Origin of the sequence: Paenibacillus sp. FSL R5-0749 (genome assembly GCF_038595085.1) — a bacterium.
Lineage (GTDB): Bacteria > Bacillota > Bacilli > Paenibacillales > Paenibacillaceae > Paenibacillus.
Map to the genome: position 1 here is coordinate 3,662,111 of NZ_CP152005.1, position 20,149 is coordinate 3,682,259.

At 49.6% G+C, this 20,149-nt stretch carries 15 protein-coding genes; 14 read left to right on the forward strand and 1 reads right to left on the reverse strand.

Annotated elements, in window-relative coordinates; all coding sequences use genetic code 11:
* The first annotated feature begins 48 nt into the window (after positions 1-48).
* The 10 genes from MKY85_RS16135 (at position 49) to ggt (ending at position 11,510) form a co-directional block, all read left to right on the forward strand.
* Positions 49-861, forward strand: a complete 813-nt coding sequence (locus MKY85_RS16135; protein ID WP_339233983.1) for a cysteine hydrolase family protein — start codon at positions 49-51, stop codon at positions 859-861.
* Between the two features lie 21 nt (positions 862-882).
* The gene (locus MKY85_RS16140; RefSeq protein WP_342570073.1) at positions 883-2,070 is read left to right on the forward strand and encodes an amidase; all 1,188 of its coding nucleotides are present in this window, start codon (positions 883-885) and stop codon (positions 2,068-2,070) included.
* Between the two features lie 72 nt (positions 2,071-2,142).
* The gene (locus tag MKY85_RS16145) at positions 2,143-2,985 is read left to right on the forward strand and encodes a creatininase family protein (RefSeq protein WP_342570075.1); all 843 of its coding nucleotides are present in this window, start codon (positions 2,143-2,145) and stop codon (positions 2,983-2,985) included.
* A complete protein-coding gene (locus MKY85_RS16150) occupies positions 2,982-3,848 on the forward strand; it encodes a fumarylacetoacetate hydrolase family protein (protein WP_342570076.1) in 867 nt (288 codons plus the stop codon). The genes MKY85_RS16145 and MKY85_RS16150 overlap by 4 nt, the downstream gene beginning before the upstream one ends.
* Positions 3,849-3,883: 35 nt before the next feature.
* Complete coding sequence (locus MKY85_RS16155) at positions 3,884-4,900, forward strand: ABC transporter substrate-binding protein (RefSeq protein WP_342570077.1); 1,017 nt, start codon at positions 3,884-3,886, stop codon at positions 4,898-4,900.
* A 46-nt stretch (positions 4,901-4,946) separates the two neighbouring features.
* Positions 4,947-6,281 (forward strand): FAD-binding oxidoreductase, encoded by a 1,335-nt coding sequence (locus MKY85_RS16160; RefSeq protein WP_342570078.1) that lies wholly within the window; start codon positions 4,947-4,949, stop codon positions 6,279-6,281.
* Between the two features lie 96 nt (positions 6,282-6,377).
* Positions 6,378-8,060, forward strand: a complete 1,683-nt coding sequence (locus tag MKY85_RS16165; protein WP_342570079.1) for a CocE/NonD family hydrolase — start codon at positions 6,378-6,380, stop codon at positions 8,058-8,060.
* Between the two features lie 46 nt (positions 8,061-8,106).
* Positions 8,107-8,547 (forward strand): cupin domain-containing protein, encoded by a 441-nt coding sequence (locus tag MKY85_RS16170; protein ID WP_342570080.1) that lies wholly within the window; start codon positions 8,107-8,109, stop codon positions 8,545-8,547.
* Positions 8,544-9,872 (forward strand): amidohydrolase family protein, encoded by a 1,329-nt coding sequence (locus MKY85_RS16175; protein ID WP_342570081.1) that lies wholly within the window; start codon positions 8,544-8,546, stop codon positions 9,870-9,872. The genes MKY85_RS16170 and MKY85_RS16175 overlap by 4 nt, the downstream gene beginning before the upstream one ends.
* Before the next feature lie 57 nt (positions 9,873-9,929).
* Complete coding sequence (gene ggt, locus MKY85_RS16180) at positions 9,930-11,510, forward strand: gamma-glutamyltransferase (protein WP_342570082.1); 1,581 nt, start codon at positions 9,930-9,932, stop codon at positions 11,508-11,510.
* A gap of 332 nt (positions 11,511-11,842) precedes the next feature.
* Here the strand turns inward: ggt and MKY85_RS16185 are convergent, their stop codons facing one another.
* The gene (locus MKY85_RS16185) at positions 11,843-12,571 is read right to left on the reverse strand and encodes an SDR family oxidoreductase (protein WP_339255545.1); all 729 of its coding nucleotides are present in this window, start codon (positions 12,569-12,571) and stop codon (positions 11,843-11,845) included.
* A gap of 198 nt (positions 12,572-12,769) precedes the next feature.
* On the opposite strand from MKY85_RS16185, the gene MKY85_RS16190 reads away from it, so the two are divergent.
* The 4 genes from MKY85_RS16190 (at position 12,770) to MKY85_RS16205 (ending at position 20,135) form a co-directional block, all read left to right on the forward strand.
* Positions 12,770-13,114: a helix-turn-helix domain-containing protein gene (locus tag MKY85_RS16190; RefSeq protein ID WP_307534208.1), complete on the forward strand. Its 345-nt coding sequence runs from the start codon at positions 12,770-12,772 to the stop codon at positions 13,112-13,114.
* Between the two features lie 390 nt (positions 13,115-13,504).
* A complete protein-coding gene (locus MKY85_RS16195; RefSeq protein WP_342570084.1) occupies positions 13,505-14,641 on the forward strand; it encodes a GntR family transcriptional regulator in 1,137 nt (378 codons plus the stop codon).
* 166 nt (positions 14,642-14,807) lie between these two features.
* The gene (locus tag MKY85_RS16200; RefSeq protein WP_342570085.1) at positions 14,808-17,033 is read left to right on the forward strand and encodes a hypothetical protein; all 2,226 of its coding nucleotides are present in this window, start codon (positions 14,808-14,810) and stop codon (positions 17,031-17,033) included.
* A gap of 27 nt (positions 17,034-17,060) precedes the next feature.
* Entirely contained in the window at positions 17,061-20,135 is a 3,075-nt protein-coding gene (locus tag MKY85_RS16205; RefSeq protein WP_342570087.1) for a glycoside hydrolase family 38 C-terminal domain-containing protein, read from the forward strand.
* Positions 20,136-20,149 lie beyond the last annotated feature (14 nt).

The window sequence follows — 20,149 nt, forward strand, 5'->3', positions numbered from 1 at the left end:
ATGTGAAGCTTCAAATCAGAAATTTCAGAAAAAATGAGGGGACTTAATATGTTCAAACTTGGAAATCGAAAGAGCTATTGGCAAGTGTCCGAAACGCTGGTGGATCTGAGGCGAACGCAAAAGTACGGCAAGTCAGTAACCCTCCCTGCACAGCCGCAGGAAGTCATATTTGATCTCGACCATACGGCAGTTATTGTCATCGATATGCAGAATGATTTCTGTACACCGGGTGGATGGCTGGATTCCATTGGGGTCGATACCTCTCCACTCCTTAACCCGGTCAGCCGGCTGAACCGACTGATGCCCGAGCTGCGCAAAGCGGGAGTGCCTGTGATATGGGTGAACTGGGGCAATCGGGAAGACCGAATGAACGTGCCGCCATCCGTGCTTCATGTCTACAATTCAGATGGGCGAGGCAACGGCATCGGGGACCCGCTGCCGGGGAACGGCTCCAAGGTGCTGGAGAAAGGCAGTTGGGGGACGGCCATTGTCGATGGTCTGGATTCGTCCCCCGATGATATCTATGTGGATAAATATCGCATGAGCGGGTTCTGGGATACACCACTGGACAGTATTCTACGCAATCTCAATATTCAAACGGTATTGTTTGCCGGAGTAAATCTCGATCAGTGTGTCATGCATACACTGCAGGACGCGGCTTGTCTCGGATATGATGGCATACTTCTGGAGGATTGCTCGGCAACAAGCTCCCCGGATTTCTGCATAGAAGCGACATTGTACAATATCAAGCAATGTTATGGCTTCGTTACGGATTCTACCTGGTTGGTACAAGAGCTGAGCGAGGGAGCGACTCCTATAGAGAGGAATACCTCGGAAGAGCTGGCATCGTTAGAAGGCTGAGCGGAAGGATGGGATGAAGAAATGAAGGACCAATGGAACGCCATTGTCAACCAGGTGATCGTTGAACCGACATGTCAGGGTAGGCTGAACGGACTCAGCTATATGGTCAAGGATGTATATGCCGTCCGTGGCAATACAAATGGCGCGGGTAATCCGTGTTGGCTCCAGACGCATGGACCCGAGGCGGAACACGCGGAAACGCTCAACCTGTTATTGCAGCAAGGAGCAAGGCTAACGGGCATGACGCATACGGATGAGCTGATGTTCAGCTTGAATGGTGAAAATGTTCATTATGGAACACCAGTGAATCCAAGGGCTCCCGATCGCATCCCTGGCGGTTCATCGAGCGGATCGGCGGTTGCCGTCGCCGCTGGGCTTGCTGACTTCTCCCTTGGAACGGACACGGGAGGATCGGTCCGTGTTCCATCTTCGTACTGTGGAATTTATGGAATGCGTCCATCGCATGGCCTTGTCTCCGCGAAAGGCGTTATCCCACTCGCTCCCAGCTTCGACACCGTCGGCTGGATGGCACGTGATCTCGAAACGCTGTGCCGGGTAGGAGAAGTGCTTTTGCCGCAGACAGACTCGGGTACAGGCTTCAGCCGGGTGCTCATCGGTGAGGATGCGTGGGAGCTTGCTGACACGGAGAGCAGAGAGGCGCTTACCCCTTACCTGAAGTTGCTGTGCGGCATGGCTGCGAGCCATGAAACTGTTCGCATCGCCCCGCAGGGTCTACCTGAATGGATGACCATGTTCAGGACGATCCAGGGTTATGAAATATGGCAGGAGCACGGGGCCTGGATTGAACGTGAGCAGCCGACCTTCGGACCAGATACGGCCGGGCGATTCTCCTGGGCAAGCACCGTTGAACGTGCCGATCAGGAGAAGGCAGCCAAACGCCGGGTTGAGGTGTGCAAGCACATGGCTGACCTGCTCAGAACGGATACGGTGCTTGTGATTCCGACGACGACTGGAGCGGCCCCGAAGCTGGGCTTGGGCGGGCCTTTAATTGAAGAACGAAGAGTGAAAACGATGCGTTTAACCTGCATTTCCGGCTTGTCGGGTCTGCCGCAGCTTACGATTCCCGCTGCGGAGGTACTGGGCTGCCCTGTCGGTATTTCGATCATTGCCGGTCCGGGACAAGATCAACGTCTGCTGGAATGGGCCACATCCTTTCTTTCAGCAATAAATTCAGAAGTAAAAGGATAAGAGCATCATTCGATATATGGACATGAAGCTACGCGTAAAAACAATAAAGCCTCAGGAGAAAGGGTGTCTGTTATGTTTCAACGATATGAAGGAACAGCGTGGGAGGAACGATTTTTGCCCCGTCTTACAAGCAAACAGGTTCAAGAACTGCCGAAGGATAAGGCGCTGATTATTCTCCCAGTCGGAGCTGTGGAGCAGCATGGCCCCCATCTGCCTGTATATACGGACACTTTGATTGGGGAAGCGACATTATCACAAACGCTGGAGCGGGTGCGGGCGGATAAGGAGATCTGGCTGCTGCCTCCGGTCTCGTATGGCAAAAGCAATGAACATATCGGACTTCCGGGCACGATTTCCTTATCTGCAAGCACACTGCATGCCATCATGCTGGACATTGCAGAAAGTCTGAAGGCTAGTGGTTTTCGCAAGTTACTGTTGTTTAACACCCATGGCGGCAACGCGGATTTGCTAAATACGGTATCACGAGAAATACGGATCAGAACGGGGATGATGGTTTTCTATCTCAGTCCCGGCAGTCTGAATGTGGCAGAAGATCTCCTGTCTTCCGAGGAGCTGGAATACGGTATTCATGGTGGTGATTATGAGACCTCTCTCGTGATGTCCATCAAACCGGACTGGGTGAGCAAGGAGTTCCTCGTCAAAGAGCTTCCTGATATGTCCTCTTACCGCTTTCTTACATTAGAAGGGAAAATTCGTTTCGCCTGGAAGATGGCTGATATCTCCGCTACCGGCATTGCTGGTGATGCTACGACGGCCACGCCTGAGAAAGGCAGCATTATTCAGGATAGAATCTCAACGATTTTGTCAGAAGCGCTGGAGGAACTGTGTGATTTTGAAATCACTGATGTCCGCGGGACCGAACCGGTTCAACAGCCAGCAGGAAGCACCCTGTGAAGCTCGTCAGTCTGAAACACGGGAGTGGTGAACAGGCCGCGATTGAACATGGGGAACGATTCTTTCTTCTGGAGGAGATCAACAGGGCGGAAGGAAGCACATGGGGCACCTCCGTTATGGAGATTTTGCAGCAAGGCCAGCTAGAGGAGCTAATCCAGTGGTATCAGAAGCACTGGGATAGAGCAGTTTCATCAATACCTTTCATACCTTCAGAAGGAGCCATAGCTGCTCCTCTCTTCCGCCACCCTCGTAAAATATGGGGAATTGGCATGAATTATGTGCAAAAAGCGATCGATCTCGCGTCTACTCCTCCAGAGCGTGAGCCAGTCTGCTTCATGAAGCCGGACTCAAGTCTGATCGGGCCGGAAGAGTATATCCAGCTGACGGCTCAGGATGTGAATGTGACATCAGAAGCAGAACTTGGCATTATCATCGGCCGAACCTGCAAAAATGTGCCGGAAGAACGTGCGCAGGAGGTCATTGCAGGTTTTGCCGCAACGCTGGATATGACTAACCAGGACATTCACGCACGGAACCCCAGATTCCTGCAGCGATCCAAGGTATTCGATACATTCTTCAGTCTTGGACCACAACTCATAACACCAGATGAAATAAGTGATCTGCAGAGCCTCGTCGTTGAAACTGTGTTGAATGATGAGATTATTCATAGCAATACGGTGTCTCACATGATGTATCATCCATGGTTCATTGTCTCGTATTTTTCACAGATGATGACTCTCTATCCGGGTGATGTGATCATGACAGGCACACCCGGGTCCGTCCGGATTCAGCAAGGAGATGTGGCCGAGTGTAGAATCAGTGGCTTTATGACGCTTCGAAATCCGGTAGGGGAAGTCGTATAAATCATCAGTAATTTTCCTTGGGGAGTGGTAATGAGATGAACAAGTACAGACAAAAGGGAACTGTCGTTTTACTCGCAGCAATATTTTCCTTATCCACATTGCTCGCGGCTTGCGGGAATCAGCCAACGGCTGAGAATGCCTCTGCTGCAGGGGGAAGCGAGGAACTCACGGCAATTACACAGGTGACGAACTGGTTTGCACAAGCAGAGCACGGGGGTCTGTATGCGGCAAAGGAACAAGGATATTACAATGAGGCTGGTCTCGATATGACCATCCAGGCAGGTGGGCCGCAGGTGTCTCCAACACAGATTGTGGCTTCAGGCAAGGCGCAGTTCGGACTGGCAACAGCGGATCAATTGCTGGTCGCTCGTGAAGAAGGGATCCCTCTTGTAGCGATTGCGACGATATTCCAGAAAAGCCCGCAGGGACTTATGGTTCATGCCAATCAGAACATGTCCTCCCTGGCCGATTTGAACAACCGCTCCGTATACGTGGGGACAGGCTCGGTGTTTTGGGATTTTGTGAAGAGTAAATACCAATTGGGTAACGTGAAGGAATTGGCTTATACCGGTTCTTTGGCTCCTTTTGTAGCCGATGAAACGGTTGCCATTCAGGGATATGTAACCAGTGAGCCGTACGAGATGAAGCAGCAGAATGTAGACATTGATTTCCTGCTACTGGCGGATGCCGGTTATAACCCGTATTCCAATGTGCTGTTCACCACGGAGCAGTATATCCAGGATCATCCTGATATTGTGCGTGGTTATGTCGAGGCTTCGATGAAGGGCTGGGATTATTACAAAACCAATTATGATACCGTGAATGACGTCATTTTAAAGGAAAACCCTGATTTTACGAAAGAAAAGCTGAACTATGCCGCAGAAGCGCTTATCCCGTTTGTATATGAAGGTGATGCGGCGACACATGGTGTTGGCTACATGACAGAGGAACGCTGGACGGAGCTCGGAAAGCAGCTTAAGGAGATTGGGGCATTGAAAGAGGAGCCTGATGTCAGCAAGGTGTTTACGGATGAATTCTTGCCGAAATCCTAAGAGATTCCTATGGAGATCAGTTTTACAAATACGGGAGGGGAACCGAATGAATGAACATTGGATAGCCGTATTGAAAGAACGCATGGATCCGGAATTGCTGCATTGGGAGGAGGCGGCGCTTGCCAAATATTCGATGGATTATCATCACTTCTCTCCTGTGCTGGCCAGTCAGCTGCAGGGTAAGGTCGCCGAGTGCATCGCCAGTCCGCGCACCGAGGAAGAACTTGACGATCTGCTCTCCATAGCAGCAGAGCTGGGAGTTCCGCTAACCATCAGGGGGAACGGCACCGGCAACTATGGCCAATGTGTTCCGGTCACAGGCGGAATCGTCCTGAATCTGGCCAAATACAACAAGGTGCTCGAAATGGGACAAGGCACGATGCGGATCCAGGCCGGGGCCAGACTCGGCAAAATGGAATCTACTGCCCGCAAGGCAGGTTACGAGCTGCGTACGATGCCTTCCACCTTTCAATCCGCGACGATCGGCGGTTTTTTATGCGGCGGTTTTGGCGGCATCGGTTCGATCAGCTGGGGAACGATCTGGGATGGGCTGGTACGTTCTCTAAAAATCAAGACTGTTGAGGTTCATCCCCGTACCATTGAGCTCCAGGGGGACGAAGTGCTGCCTTACCTGCATACTTACGGTACAATCGGTATTTTGTCCGAAGTGGAAATCAATCTGGCTCCCCGAGTGGAATGGATGCAATGGGCCGTAACCTTTGACCGTTTTGAACAGGCTTTTCGCTTCGGGCAGTCGGTAGCTGAGGACAATTCCTTGGTGAAAAGGCTAATTTCCATCCATGAATGGCCGGTACCATCCTATTTTCTTCCGCTTGATCTCCCCGCTGACCATGCTGTCGCATTACTGGAAGTGGATACAGCCAACGAATCCCAGCTTGAACGTATCCTATCGGAGTATGGAGGGCACTTGGCTATGAAGGTCTCTGCCGAACAGTATCACAAAGGTGTAGGTGTCTCCGATTTCACATGGAATCATACAACTTTGTGGGCGCGCAAGGCAGATCCTGGCTTGACTTACCTGCAGCTCAATTTTGACCCCTCTAGTGCCCTTGAGCAAATCTCATCAATGAAAAAGGAATATCCGGAAGTGATGAATCATATCGAGTTTGCCCGGCAAAACGGAAATTTGCTGATCTCCGGCTTGCCGCTGGTTCCCTTCACAACGGAGGAAAACCTGAATCAGCTGATGGAATGTTACGAGAAAAACCGCGTTATCGTCAACAATCCGCATACATGGGATTTGAAGGAAGGCGGGCGATCGTACGCCCATGATTGTTTGTGGGAAATCAAACACGGCAATGACCCGAAGGGAATTCTGAATCAGGAGAAATTAAAGCGTTCGACAGTTAGCGGTATCTGATCAACGGGTGACGGAAGAATGGCGCAACCTGCAGCAGTTAACGTGCCATGCGGATTTTAATAGTCAATCCGTATCTACAGCAAAGGAGCGAGTTGCATGAAATTTGGAAATGTAGTCATCCGCCGAAAGGTTCCTTGCACGATGCGCGACGGCATAACGTTGTATTCAGATATATACCTGCCGGACGAGACGGGGGAATATCCTGTGCTGCTGATGCGCCAGCCCTACGGACGGTCGATTGCTTCTACCGTTACGCATGCCCACCCCGTCTGGTATGCAAGTAAGGGATATATTGTGGTAATCCAGGATGTCAGGGGGCGGGGCGAGTCGGAAGGCGAATTTAATCCGTTTGTTCAAGAAGCAGAGGACGGATTTGATACCATCGAATGGGCAGCCAGTCTGTCCGGCTCGACCGGGAACGTAGGCATGTACGGTTTCTCTTATCAAGGCCTAACACAATGGGCAGCAGTTTCCCTTCACCCCCCTGCGCTCAAGGCGATTGCACCGAGCATGTGTCCGGCAGACATGTATCATGGCTTGTTTTATCCACATGGCTCCTTCGCACTTGGCAACCATCTGCCGTGGGCTTTCCAACTGGCTCGTGACACGGCACAAAGAGCGGGTGACTTCGAAACGGCAGAGCAATGCTCACGACTCATGCGCAGCCCAGAGGAGATGCTTTGGAAAATGCCATTGAATGAAAGACATCCAATTCTGGAGCAATACTTTCCCGCATTTTATGATTGGATCGATCATCAAGCGTACGATGAGTACTGGGAGCAGATGAACTGGATCAACGATATCGTAAAGGAACCCGTGCCGGCGCTTCATATTGGGGGATGGTATGACGGTTTCCTCATGGGCACGTTACAGTCGTTCGAAGCTCTGCAAGCTACGGCCACACCGGATTGCTTTCATCGGCTCATTGTCGGCCCGTGGGCCCATATTCCATGGGGGCGCAGAGCGGGCGGAATCGATCATGGCGAGCAGGCGGATGGTGGTCATCATCTGGAGCAGCTGAGCTGGTTTGATTATTGGCTGAAGGGCAAGGAAGACATAGAACTGTCTGGTGAACTGCCGATCCGATATTTTGACCAATTGAGTCATGAATGGCATACGGCGGAACAGCTACCTTCGCAATTTAAGGATGGGGCCTCTTCGTCCAAATGGTTTTATCTGTCCGGGTCACAGACCCCGGCGAATGGTGCGGCAGGAGGGGGGAGACTCGAAAAGCATAAGGAAGATGTAGAGGAAGCTGTGCCGGATGTATTCGTGTACGACTCACGCCTGCCGATGCGCCTGGACTCTTACCTGCCGTCGGACCGAGCTGCCATTCAGGAACGGCAAGAAATTCTGGTATATACGGGAGGGCCGCTTGCAGAGGATATCCCGATTTTTGGGTCCCCGGAGTTATCCGTGCAGTACCAAACATTAGGGGGACCGACGGATCTGGTAGCCATCCTCACCACCGTATCCGAGAAAGGAACGGCCCGGCTACTGAGTGTGGGTCGCACGGAAATCTGCAGTGAAGGAGCAGATGCTTCCAATGAATGGAGAACAGCGCAGATCCGGCTGCGTCCCTTGGCGGCCACCCTTCCGGCTGGCTCGTATGTCCGGCTTGAGTTGACAGGCAGCGCCTTCCCGTTATTCGCCCGGCATCCAAACGGTGTTAGAGACGAGATGAACAGCACGGGAACAGGTGGGTTGAAAATTGCTACCACAGCTGTTCGCAGTACAGAACAGGACATATCCTGTTTGAGGCTACCGGTAAAAAGATAAAAAGCGAAGCATAAATTAAAATCAATCAAAGTGAGGTTGAATGTATATGGTGAACATTCCAGGTCTGGTTGCTGGTAACTTTGAGAATTGTCCCGTCCACAAAATTTCCGCACAGGATACGAATAAGTTCATCCTGCTGTGCGACAGGGAGCAGGTTCCTTTCACTTCATTTGTGGAGATCTTCGAGGTTGGAGGCAGAACTCCATCCAATGAACACCGGGAAGCTTATGAATATTTTTATGTGTTAAAAGGGGAGGGGCTAGCCAAAGTTGGCAGCGAGTATGAGACTCCGATCCGCCAAGGCTCGTTCATTATCATTCCACCGGGCAACCATCACGATATTATTAACACGGGTAGCACACGTCTGTATTGTCTGACGACCATGGTACCGGACGAAATGTTCTCGGATATGATCAAAGCGGGTCCGTCCACCGAGCTTGACGAGGAGGATCTGGCCGTGCTTCAAGCGCTGGCTACCGCACAATGAGTGCAGGGCTACGTTTCATTAATGTATGCCTTCCGCACCGGGAAGACCTTGGTCTTTATGAACTAAAGGCGGAGGTTGGAAAATGGGTTAGCATCCGTCGGCAAGATGATTTCCTTGATGCATGGGAAAGCGGCGCTTCCCGTCTGATGGTCCCGCAGCAGGCTGGATCGGATCTGAAACGGCTCGCAGACGCGGATTGCATCGATCTGCAGGGCGGCATGATGCTTCCTGGCCTGGTTGACTGTCATATGCATCTGGATAAGGCCTTCTCGCTTGAGCAGGTGTCGAACCGATCCGGTACACTTCATGAAGCTATTCTTAATTACAGCCAGGCTGTACAGACATTCAGCAAGGAGCAGTTAGCGGAACGCATGCTGACGACTGCCAGAATGGCACTAAGCTACGGGACCACGACCATAAGGAGCCACCTCGACTTCCCTGTTCATTTGGGGAGAGAGGTGGCCTTTCGGACAATTGAGGCAGCCTTGGAAGTACGGGAGAAGTTGAAGGGTAGTATGGCTATTCAATATGCGCTCATGGTTCCGTTCCGCGGCAATCATGAAGCTGCGGATGAGGCCATCGAGGAAGCACTGCGGATGGGAATTGATGTACTTGGCGGAGCCCCTCATCTGGCAGACGACTCTGAAAGAGAGATTAGCAGGATTTTTCGGTTAGCAGAACGTTTCGGTGTACCCATTGATCTGCATGCTGATGAAAGTGATCATCCCGGAAAAAAAACCGTGCTGAGCATCGCTGAGCATACGATTCGCTACGGTTATCAGGGCAGAGTGACGGCAGATCATCTGTGCTCATTGTCCGCAATGACGGAAAAAGATGCACAGCATGTGATGGCGAAGATGAAGGAAGCCGGTCTGAACGCGGTAACGCTGCCTGCGGTGAACCTGTATCTTCAAGGACGGGAAGATCGCGGCCTGGTAAGACGGGGCACAACACGCATTCGCGAGCTACTTGCAGAAGGCATTCCGCTTGCTACGGCCTCCGACAATATTCAAGACCCGTTCCATCCGTTCGGTCGCGGGGATCTGATACAGATCGCCCAAATCACATCATATGCTGCCCATATGGGCAGTGAACGGGATTTCGTACAGCTGCTGCGGATGATCACGGATATACCTGCTGAAATCACGGGCTGCGACGAGTATGGAATAGAAGAAGGGCATGAGTGCAACTTTGTTGTCACGGATGCTTCGGATGTGACGCAGCTGTTATCAGGTACAAAAATGAGTCGCTGGGTGTATGCCTTCGGCAGATGGCAGTCTGCTTTGCATACCGCTCAGACATTCGCGTCTGAACTGGTAACATGATTAGCAACAAACAGAAATTACCCTCAGTTGAACATAGCAGAGAAAGAAGGTGGCAAGATGGTTCAACAAGTCACAGGCACACAGACGATGGTCGTCAGTCCTCATACTTTGGCCAGCGCGGCAGGATCGCGTATTTTGCAGCAGGGAGGTAACGCCTTTGATGCCGCCGTGGCGGTGAGCGCCTGTCTTGCCGTGGTATACCCGCATATGACGGGACTGGGAGGTGATTCCTTCTGGCTGACCTATAGCACCGAAGAGAGAAAGGTCAGGGCATATAACGCGAGTGGACGTTCGGGCAGTCGGATTACCGCGGCCTGCTTTGCCGGCGAATCAGCCATCCCGCAGCGGGGACCCCGAAGCGTCATTACCGTGCCGGGTATGGTGGACGGTTGGGATGCCATATTACAGGAATATGGTACGAAGACGCTGGCGGAGGTGCTTGAGCCCGCGATCCGTTATGCGCTGGAAGGTTTCCCGCTATCGCCGGACCAGCATGTCAATACGGCTGAGCGTTTCGATGTGCTGGCAGCTTATCCACAGACTGCCGCCATCTATCTGCCTGGAGGCAAGGTTCCGGAGCAAGGCAGCCGCTTTGTGCAGTCTGCTTTGGGAAGAAGCCTGCTCCAGGTTGCGGATCAAGGTCGAGATGTATTTTATTCAGGCAGTGTTGGTCAGGAGATTGTTCGCTCACTTAAGGAGCAGGGAGGTCTACTGACACTGGAGGACTTTGCGAGACACAGAGGTGAATGGGTGGAGCCGATCAAAGGGAGTTACCGAGGGCTTGATCTTTATCAAGTCCCACCGAATTCACAGGGCTTTACCGGTATAATGGCGCTTCAAATTATAGAACAGTTTGATTTGGAGAATATAGAGCACGGTTCCTATGAGTACTATCACTTGCTCGTGGAGGCGCTGAAGCTGAGCTTCCGTGACCGTGATCGTTATTTGACAGACCCACAATTTTCCTCCATTCCGTTGGACCGACTGCTATCCAAATCCTATGCTGCGAAGCTGGCGGCCTGCATCGATATGGAGCGAGCTCTGCCCATGGATACCCAGCCGGTAGGTCATGATACGGCATATGCGGCGGTAGTAGACAGCGAGGGGAATGCTGTGTCATTTATCCAAAGTCTCTATTTTGAATTCGGCTCGGCTGTGGTTGGGGGAGACACCGGTATATTGCTGCAGAACCGAGGCTCATTCTTCTCCCTTGATCCGTCGCATGTGAACAGGCTGGAACCGGACAAAAGAACCTTTCATACGCTGATGCCGGCGATGGCTTGCCGTGATGGGAAGCCATATATTTTGTACGGTACCCAGGGAGGAGAAGGTCAGCCCCAGACTCAGACCGCGCTGCTGACTCGCATAGTGGACTATGGTATGACTCCCCAGACCGCTGTGCGTGAACCCCGCTGGGTGTGGGGAAGAACGTGGGGAGAGGCAACACAAGAATTGAAAGTGGAGGGCCGAATCGTGGCAGAAGTGCAGCAGCGTTTAAAGCTAGCCGGACACAAGGTAAACACAGTTGAAGAGTTTGCTAGAGTCATGGGACATGCGCATGCCATTATGATCGATGACAATGGTTTCCTGCTCGGGGGCACAGACCCCCGCTGCGATGGTGCGGCTATCGGATGGTAAAGCAGAACCAAGTGAAAGGTCTGAGTGTATGCCGCCCAGGCTTTTATTATGGCTTTAGCTAGTTGAGTGCGTGAAACGCGCGAAACAAAAACCACCTGCTATGCGGGTGGAGGGATTGAGGGTTTGACCACTAAGATCATTCCGATACAAACCCGCTCTAGGCGCGTTTTTTTCAATTTAAAGGGTCAAGTTCATGTCCTTGGTCAGGCACATGAATTTGACCCTTATAGCCGTTGACTACACAGAGAGTCTACTCCCGCTACTCTGGTGAATGGGACTGGGAAACTGCATGTAACTTACGGAATACTCAGAAATTGCTCGGGTAAAATGGTTTACCAAGGCACAACTCCATTTTCATCAAAAAATCTACCGGTTGGACCATCATTATTGATTGTGGCGAGCTTAACTACACTGGAAGCTGCTTGTTCGACTGTGCGATAGCCACTATTACCATTTAAATCGGTAGCTGTAAATCCAGGGCAAACCGAGTTGATTTTAATAGGAGTATCTCTTAATTCTTTAGCAAAGAAAACAGTTAAAGCATTTACAGCCGTTTTGGAACTATTATAGGCGAGCGAATTCACATTATAAAATTCCGACGTTGGATCTGAATTCAAAGTTAAGGAACCTAATCCGCTGGAAAGATTTACGATTCTTCCGGCAGAAGATTTTTGGAGCAAGGGAAGTAATGCTTTCGTGACAGAAAATACGCCGAAAACGTTTGTCTCATAAGTATTCTTGAGAACGGACAGTTCCAGTTCACTTGGAGATGTGGTGCCTTCAAAAAACACGCCTGCATTATTAATCAAGATATCAAGGTATCCATATTCTTGTTCAATCCATTCTACTGCGGAGAGAATGGAGCTGGGTTTTGTGACATCAAGAACCACCGTTTTAGCTTTAATGTTCTCCGTTTCCAAGTGCGTTACGGCCTCTTGTCCTTTTTCTTCGCTTCTTGCTCCTATTAAAATCTCATACCCCATGTTTCCCAATTGTCTTGCTGTCTCAAAACCAATACCCTTATTGCCACCTGTAATTAATACGATCTTGGATTTATTCATAAGATTGCCTCCCTAATCTGTTTTCTAAAACCTGTACCTACGAAAATATATTTAATTCTTATAGTTGTGACTGCCATTAAGATTCTCTCATTGTACCCATGATATATCTCCTTTCATTTTTGATATAGTTAATATAGTGGAAATGATTGAGACTTATAAGTACGCACATTTTTGTAACTTAATGAATGGAGTGGCAATATGGGATATGGATTAAAAAATTATGGCGATTGCAGTGAAGAGGTTATAAAGGCTTGTCCTGTTGAAATGGTTTTACATATGATAGGAGGAAAATGGAAGGGAATCATTATCGACATTTTATCCGAAAAATCGGTCAGATTTAATGAACTTAAACGATTAATACCAGGGATTACACAACGGATGTTGACTTTACAGCTCAGGGAACTTGAGGCGGATGGAATTGTGAAGAGGATAGTAGATGACACTGTGCCACCCAAAGTAGAATACTCCCTCACTGAACAAGGAAATAAATTGTCGAGTATCATCGATTCTATAAGAGTATGGGGAAAAGAGTTTCAATCCTAAGTCTGCGATCGGGAAGTCTTAATGGATAGCCGCGTCGAAAAAAAATCGTAGGCGTCTCCACTTTTCACCACGCCGCATAGCAAAATTCGATTCAGAAGTTTTGATTCTGGGCGGACTGCAACTCTAATGTTGGAATGCCTGAATCGCTGAACCAATAAGGCTTTTGTGCCCTAAGGGATCACCAAGCACGATTAGTTTATGGCCACACGAGAGCAGGGAATCAACACCTGATGATCCTGCGCCCAGAAAAATGGTTTGTCTCCCCAATAGAGAAGATGAGTCAAGGAATGAAGGATTGACAGGCATTATGCGGTTGTTTATTGTACTTATATGTGTAAAAATATATTTTATATATAAAAATATAATGAATGAATTGGTGATGTGATTATCATGAGTACGAATGATAGAATACCGTTGTACCAACAAATTCAAGACTACATCCGCAAATTCATTGCTTCCGAAAATATGAAGCCGGGTGATCGAATACCGACAGAGAAGGAACTCATGGATCGATTTAACGTTAGCAAAATTACAGTTGTGAATGCCCTGACAGGCTTGGCTAACGAGAAATTGATTGCACGCGTCCCGGGGAAAGGAAGCTTTGTCGCGGAAGGCACAGATGCAGCAGACACCGCATTTTCTGAATCTCCGGCAGTAAAGGGAGGCAGATCGAGTACAAGAATGATTGGAGTGATCATGCCTACGATTCATGACTACTTTGCGATTCGACTCATCGAAGGGATCGAGCAGTCACTCAATCAGGAAGGTTATCGCAGCATGATCATGCTGACGCATGGCAACATCGAGAAAGAAAAGGATGCGATCAGGGAGTTAAAGGCACTTGGAACTGAGGGGCTGTTAATCTTTCCTGTGGATGAAGGTAACTATAACGAGGAGATTCTCGGCATGAAGTTATCCGGCTTCCCTTTTTTACTGATTGACCGATATTTGCCTGGCGTCGAAACCCATTACATTGCGGCTGATGGAAGGTTGGGCGTGAGGCTGGCCGTTGAACATCTATGGGAGCTTGGACATCGTGATATAGCGATCTGCTCGGATTCTCCATTGCAAACCGTCACTGTCCAGGAGCGGATTGATGGTTATATTGAAGCACTGAAGGATAAAGAAGCATTGATTAACCCTGCACATATGATTACAGATTTCAAACCGCTGTCTGTTCTGAAAGACGCCGAAGCCCATCCGTTGTACCGATATATCAGCAACAAAATGGTGACTGCTTATATATCGCTGAATGGCAGGCTGGGGGTTCAGATCTATCAAATGGCCAAGCAAGCCGGTCTTCGCATTCCCGAAGATGTATCGATTGTAAGCTTTGATGACCCCACTTCCATCGTGGAGGAATTCAGTATTTTTACACATGTAAAGCAATTTGAGAGAGAGATGGGAATCCGAGCAGGCAACCAGCTTCTAGAAGTCATTCGGAATAGCCGCGAGATTACGGGCTTCAGCAAAATTCTGATTGAACCTGAACTTGTCGTTCGTCAAACGACTGGAAGATGTCCCTAATCATATATGAATGCTTAAATTTAAGTCTTTTCCGTAGATGTACGGAAAGGACTTTTTTATTTTTATAAAAACATATTGAATATATTCTTAATATATATTATATTTTGTAAAATGGTGAATATTTACAACGAAAGACTAATCCAACAGGGGCAGGGAGGTCATAGCTGTGGTTAGAGATCGGAAAGAAGAACGAACCGGATTCCAGGAATCAGCACCCTATCATCCTGATTATGATCTGCAAACGGATTTTGTCATGGTCTATGGAATGGACGATACGATGCCGCAACGTATCCAGGAATGGAAGGATAAAGGGTACGTGGTTCATTTAATGACAGGAGTAGCATGGGGGACCTATAACGACTATCTGGACGGGGAAATAGACGGGGAAACGCACTGGGATGAAGCCCAGATGGATCGCGATGGCGAGATGATTGTACATGGGAAGGAACCTATTATTCCTTACATGGTCCCAACGGTTTCCTTTGGTAAATATATCGCTGAACGCATCCGTGCAGCTGTTGATTCTGGCGTGGAGGCGATCCATCTGGAGGAGCCTGAATTCTGGGTAAATGGGGGGTACTCGGAATCGTTTAAGAGAGAATGGCAGTTATATTACAAAGAACCCTGGAGTCCGCCTCACTCCTCACCCGATGCACAGTTTCGGGCTTCCAAATTGAAAGCGTATTTATACACACGTGTGTTAGACCGATTGTGTACCGAGATGAAAGATTACGCTCTGAAACGTTACAATCGCATCTTTCGATTCTACGTTCCGACCCACAGCCTGATCAATTATACGCAGTGGCGAATTGTTAGCCCGCAGTCTCGATTGATAGAGCTTCCCTCCGTAGATGGATATATTGCACAAATCTGGACCGGGACATCACGAACACCGAACGTGTATGAAGGGGTGCGCAAAGAACGCACTTTTGAAACCGCTTACTTGGAATATGGTGTCATGCAAGAGCTTGTGCGGGGTACAGACAGACGAATGTGGTTTCTGCATGACCCTATCGAGGACAATCCGAATTATACATGGGCCGACTATAAACAGAACTACCTGAAGACCGTTGCTGCTTCCCTGCTTCATCCCGGGGTTTCCCATTACGAGGTCGCACCTTGGCCGCGAAGAATTTTCAAAGGAACTTATCCTTCCGATGAAGGCACGCATAAAGAGCGGATTCCACCTGACTATGCAACGACATTGCTGCATGTGATGCACACACTTGGAAATATGGATCAAGACAATATCGAAACAGAAGGTGAATCTCCCCGCATTGGTGTATTGATTGCCGACTCAGCGATGTTTCAGCGCATGAAGCCTGAGCCGGAAGCACCGAATGCAGGAAAGTATGACGGCACAGATCCGGAAGGTTTTCAAGAGGATGGCGACACGGAGCTGCTGGATTTCTCTCCATTCTATGGGCTTGCCCTGCCATTGCTTAAACACGGAATACCTGTGAGACCCGTCCAGCTTGATAATGTGAGGCGCTATCCACATTACTTGGCTCCATATCGTGTTCTGCTGTTGAGTTATGAGTACATGAAGCCGGAGCACTCCGATATCCATTATGCACTGGCCCAATGGGTACAGGATGGTGGTGCATTGATTTATGTGGGAGACGACAGCGACCCCTATCACAACATCCGGGCTTGGTGGAATGATGACCAGCGCAGGGAAAGCACGAATACCATATATCCCTCACCACGCGAGCACTTGTTTGAAGAGCTAGGGCTTAAGTTAGAACAGGAAGGGGTTCATCCTGTGGGCAAAGGGGCGGTGTATTGGCTTCCTGTACATCCGGCTGCATGTGCGTCAAGTAAAGCGAGTGCAGATCAACTTCGCCAGACTGTGAAAGAAACATGGGAGAGACTAAAGGATCCCAACTTCCGTTGGGAAGCCAAGCATTATTTTAAAATTAAACGTGGGCCCTACATCATAGCCTCTGTCCTGGAAGAGTCCATATCCGAAGAACCACTGATTATCCCAGGTCCGGTGGTGGACTTGTTCGATCCATACCTGCATGTTCGGCAAGAAGTAAGGTTGGCTCCTGGTGAGCAAGCACTGTTATACGACATTACGGCAGGAAGGCCACAGCAAGACAAGGTGAGCCTGATCTCTGCCTCTTCCAGAATTGAAGATCTGACGATAACGAATACAGGTTTTCAATGTGTAGCCAAGGGTCCGACCAACATGCAGGCCACCGCCAGATTCTATTGCCCATTTGAACCCATATCCGTTTGCAGTATAGATCAACACCAGACTGTGCTTGCCGAATGGAAATGGGATTCAAAATCGAAAACCGTACTGCTGAACTATGGGCATGGCAGCAAGAACAAGGTGGAGATTCAAGTAAGGTGGGATCATGAGAATGCAAAAGCAAAAACTTGATGAACGAGAGGAGAGAACACAACTATTATGCCATATGAACCGATTAGACTCGGACATCTGAATCAAATGCTGTCCAAACTCCGTGAAGCCATATATGAGCCCATTGCCCAGTTGAATGTGAAGGCATGGGTTACCCCGGAGCCTGTTCCATTCGAGGAAAGAATGTCAGGTCAGCAAATCACTCTTTCACAGGGCGAGCATTGGGGGAAGTTATGGGATTGTGCCTGGTTTTGTTTTACAGGGAGCATTCCACCGTCCGGTAGTGACGCCAAGGCTGTTCTTCTACTGGACGTGAACGGCGAACTCTGTCTGGTAGACCACGAAGGAACGCCTGTACAGGGATTGACAACGATCAATTCAGAGTTTGAATTCACACTGGGTCTCCCTGGGAAAAGAATTGTTGAACTGGACCATTCGTCAATAACGTTGACGGACGGGGCATTCGAGCTGTGGGCTGATGCCGGCAATAACGACTTATTTGGCAAATACCAGGGCGGTACAGTAAAAGAAGCGATGTTGGCCATTTGTCATGAAGATATACGAAGCTTGTATTACGATACCGAAGTGCTTCTGGAGACGGCAGAACACCTTCCTGTCAACATGGCGCGCAGAGAAAGGATTCTTCAATCCCTGTATGACGCTTCCATAGTATTGACGGAATTAACGCCTGACCGCATACATCGCGCCAAGTTATTATTGAACGAACCATTATCACGTCGTGGCGGCGATCCTGTGCTGAACATAAGTGCGGTTGGGCATGCACATATTGATTTGGCCTGGTTATGGCCGATCCGTGAGACGATCCGAAAAGGCGCAAGAACATTCTCCACGGTGCTTCGCATGATGGAGCGTTATCCCGATTATGTGTTCGGAGCGAGTCAGCCTCAGCTATACGATTGGATGAAGCAGCACTATCCCAAGATGTATGACCAGATCAAGGAACGGGTGCAGGAAGGCAGATGGGAACCGCAAGGAGCCATGTGGGTGGAATCGGATACCAATGTGCCAGGCGGTGAATCTCTTGTACGCCAGATTCTGTATGGCAAACGTTATTTCCAACAGGAATTTGGAATGGAGATGAAGTCGCTGTGGATGCCGGATGTATTTGGCTACTCCGCAAGCTTGCCGCAGTTGTTGAAGAAATCCGGTGTAGATTACATGATGACCCAGAAGCTCTCCTGGAGTGAGTACAACCGCCATCCTCACCATTCCTTTCTGTGGGAAGGGATCGACGGTTCCTCGGTGTTAACACATATGCCACCTGAGGATACGTACAACAGTCCGGCCGCCCCACGTTCCATTGCCAAAGCAGAGCGGGAGTATCTGGACAGAAATGTTTCCAGCCACGCATTGATGCTCTTCGGCATTGGAGACGGCGGCGGCGGGCCGGGAGAAGAGCATTTGGAACGGTTGGAGCGGGAGAAAAACCTGCTCGGTCTGGCACCTGTTGTGCAGGAACCTTCCTGGAAATTTTTTGAACGATTGAATGAAGAAAGAGAGCGATTCCAGACCTGGCGTGGGGAGTTGTATCTCGAAAAGCACCAAGGAACCCTGACCAGTCAGGCACGGAGCAAGTGGTATAACCGCAAGATGGAGAAAGCTCTGCGCGAGCTGGAATTTGCTGCTGTACTGGCTGCCCGCATAGGCAAGTCTTATCCGGCCGAAACATTGGAGACGATCTGGAAGGAAGTGCTTCTGTACCAATTCCATGATATCCTCCCCGGATCTTCGATTAAGCGAGTATATGATGAGTCGTTAATACGGTATGAAGCATTGCTCCAGCAGACGGAAGGCATGATCACCGAAACCTACAGCTATATTACAGATTATATCTCTTTCCAAAAGGAAAGCTCCAATTCAACTGTGGTATTCAACTCACTACCGTGGGAACGTCAGGAGTGGCTGCACCTCCATGGACGATGGCATAAGGTGCAGGTTCCATCCATGGGCTACACCGTGGTATCTAATCATGAAGATCAGGAGGTCATGGGGGAGATCGCAACGGGTATTGAAACGGATGTTGCTGCGCTGGAAACAGATTTCCGTGAAACAGCCAAGGAGTACAGTATGGAGAATGACATTCTCATCGTGAAATTTGACCCCAATGGCGGCATTACCTCAATCCTGGATAAGCTGGAGGCACGTGAAGTTATCCTGCAAGGACAGCGGGGGAACGATCTTCGTGTATATCATGACGAAGGCGATGCCTGGGATTTCCGCCATGATTATTCAGCGCAAGTGGGGATGCCATTAATTCTGAATGATATCCGTGAGCTTCGGGATGGTCCGAAAGTTGGGCTGGTTTTTGATTACAGCTACGGAGAATCGTCTCTAACCCAAACCGTTATTTTAACTGAGGACAGTCGGCGTATTGATTTTGAGACGGTCGTGGATTGGCAGGAACACGGTAAAATGTTGCGCACTTCGTTCCCGGTGCAGATTCGTACCGATCAGGTACACTGTGAAATCCAGTTTGGCAGCCTGAGCAGGCCGACTCACCGCAATACGATGTGGGACTTTGCCAAGGATGAGATATGCGCTCACCAATGGGTGGATATATCGGAACCGGATTACGGAGTCGCCTTACTCAACGATTGCAAATACGGGCATCGAGCCATTAACAATGTGCTTGACCTTCATTTGCTGCGCAGCAGTTCGTACCCGGATCCGGTGGCGGATCGTGCAGAGCACCAATTCACCTATTCGTTATATCCGCATCAGGGGAACCATATTCAGGCTGAAATCTATCGAAGAGGCAATGAGCTCAATATTCCGCTGCGCCTGAGCTCCTTGTCTGCACCTTCAATGGATGTCGAAGAGGAAGAGCTGCCTTACACGAAAGCATTCCTGCAGCCGGATCATCCGCACATCATGGTGGAGTCCATCAAAAAAGCCGAGGACAGCAATGACATTATCGTCCGTCTGTATGAGACCTCGGGAACCCGGGTCAAAACGAAACTGTCTATCGGTTGGGATGTTGAAGAAGTCTGGGAAGTGGATCTCATGGAGAATAACATTTCATCGCTGGAGCTTCAGGATCAAGCCGACATAGTTGTATCCTTCACACCATTCGAGATCATCTCGCTGCGATTGAAAGGTTAGTTTAAGAGAAAGGA

Bases quoted from the DNA above. Each gene is read 5' to 3' on its own strand.
- MKY85_RS16135 (WP_339233983.1), top strand. From the start codon at position 49: ATGTTCAAACTTGGAAATCGAAAGAGCTATTGGCAAGTGTCCGAAACG.
- MKY85_RS16140 (WP_342570073.1), top strand. From the start codon at position 883: ATGAAGGACCAATGGAACGCCATTGTCAACCAGGTGATCGTTGAACCG.
- MKY85_RS16145 (WP_342570075.1), top strand. From the start codon at position 2,143: ATGTTTCAACGATATGAAGGAACAGCGTGGGAGGAACGATTTTTGCCC.
- MKY85_RS16155 (WP_342570077.1), top strand. From the start codon at position 3,884: ATGAACAAGTACAGACAAAAGGGAACTGTCGTTTTACTCGCAGCAATA.
- MKY85_RS16160 (WP_342570078.1), top strand. From the start codon at position 4,947: ATGAATGAACATTGGATAGCCGTATTGAAAGAACGCATGGATCCGGAA.
- MKY85_RS16165 (WP_342570079.1), top strand. From the start codon at position 6,378: ATGAAATTTGGAAATGTAGTCATCCGCCGAAAGGTTCCTTGCACGATG.
- MKY85_RS16170 (WP_342570080.1), top strand. From the start codon at position 8,107: ATGGTGAACATTCCAGGTCTGGTTGCTGGTAACTTTGAGAATTGTCCC.
- MKY85_RS16175 (WP_342570081.1), top strand. From the start codon at position 8,544: ATGAGTGCAGGGCTACGTTTCATTAATGTATGCCTTCCGCACCGGGAA.
- ggt (WP_342570082.1), top strand. From the start codon at position 9,930: ATGGTTCAACAAGTCACAGGCACACAGACGATGGTCGTCAGTCCTCAT.
- MKY85_RS16185 (WP_339255545.1), bottom strand. From the start codon at position 12,571: ATGAATAAATCCAAGATCGTATTAATTACAGGTGGCAATAAGGGTATT.
- MKY85_RS16190 (WP_307534208.1), top strand. From the start codon at position 12,770: ATGGGATATGGATTAAAAAATTATGGCGATTGCAGTGAAGAGGTTATA.
- MKY85_RS16195 (WP_342570084.1), top strand. From the start codon at position 13,505: ATGAGTACGAATGATAGAATACCGTTGTACCAACAAATTCAAGACTAC.
- MKY85_RS16205 (WP_342570087.1), top strand. From the start codon at position 17,061: ATGCCATATGAACCGATTAGACTCGGACATCTGAATCAAATGCTGTCC.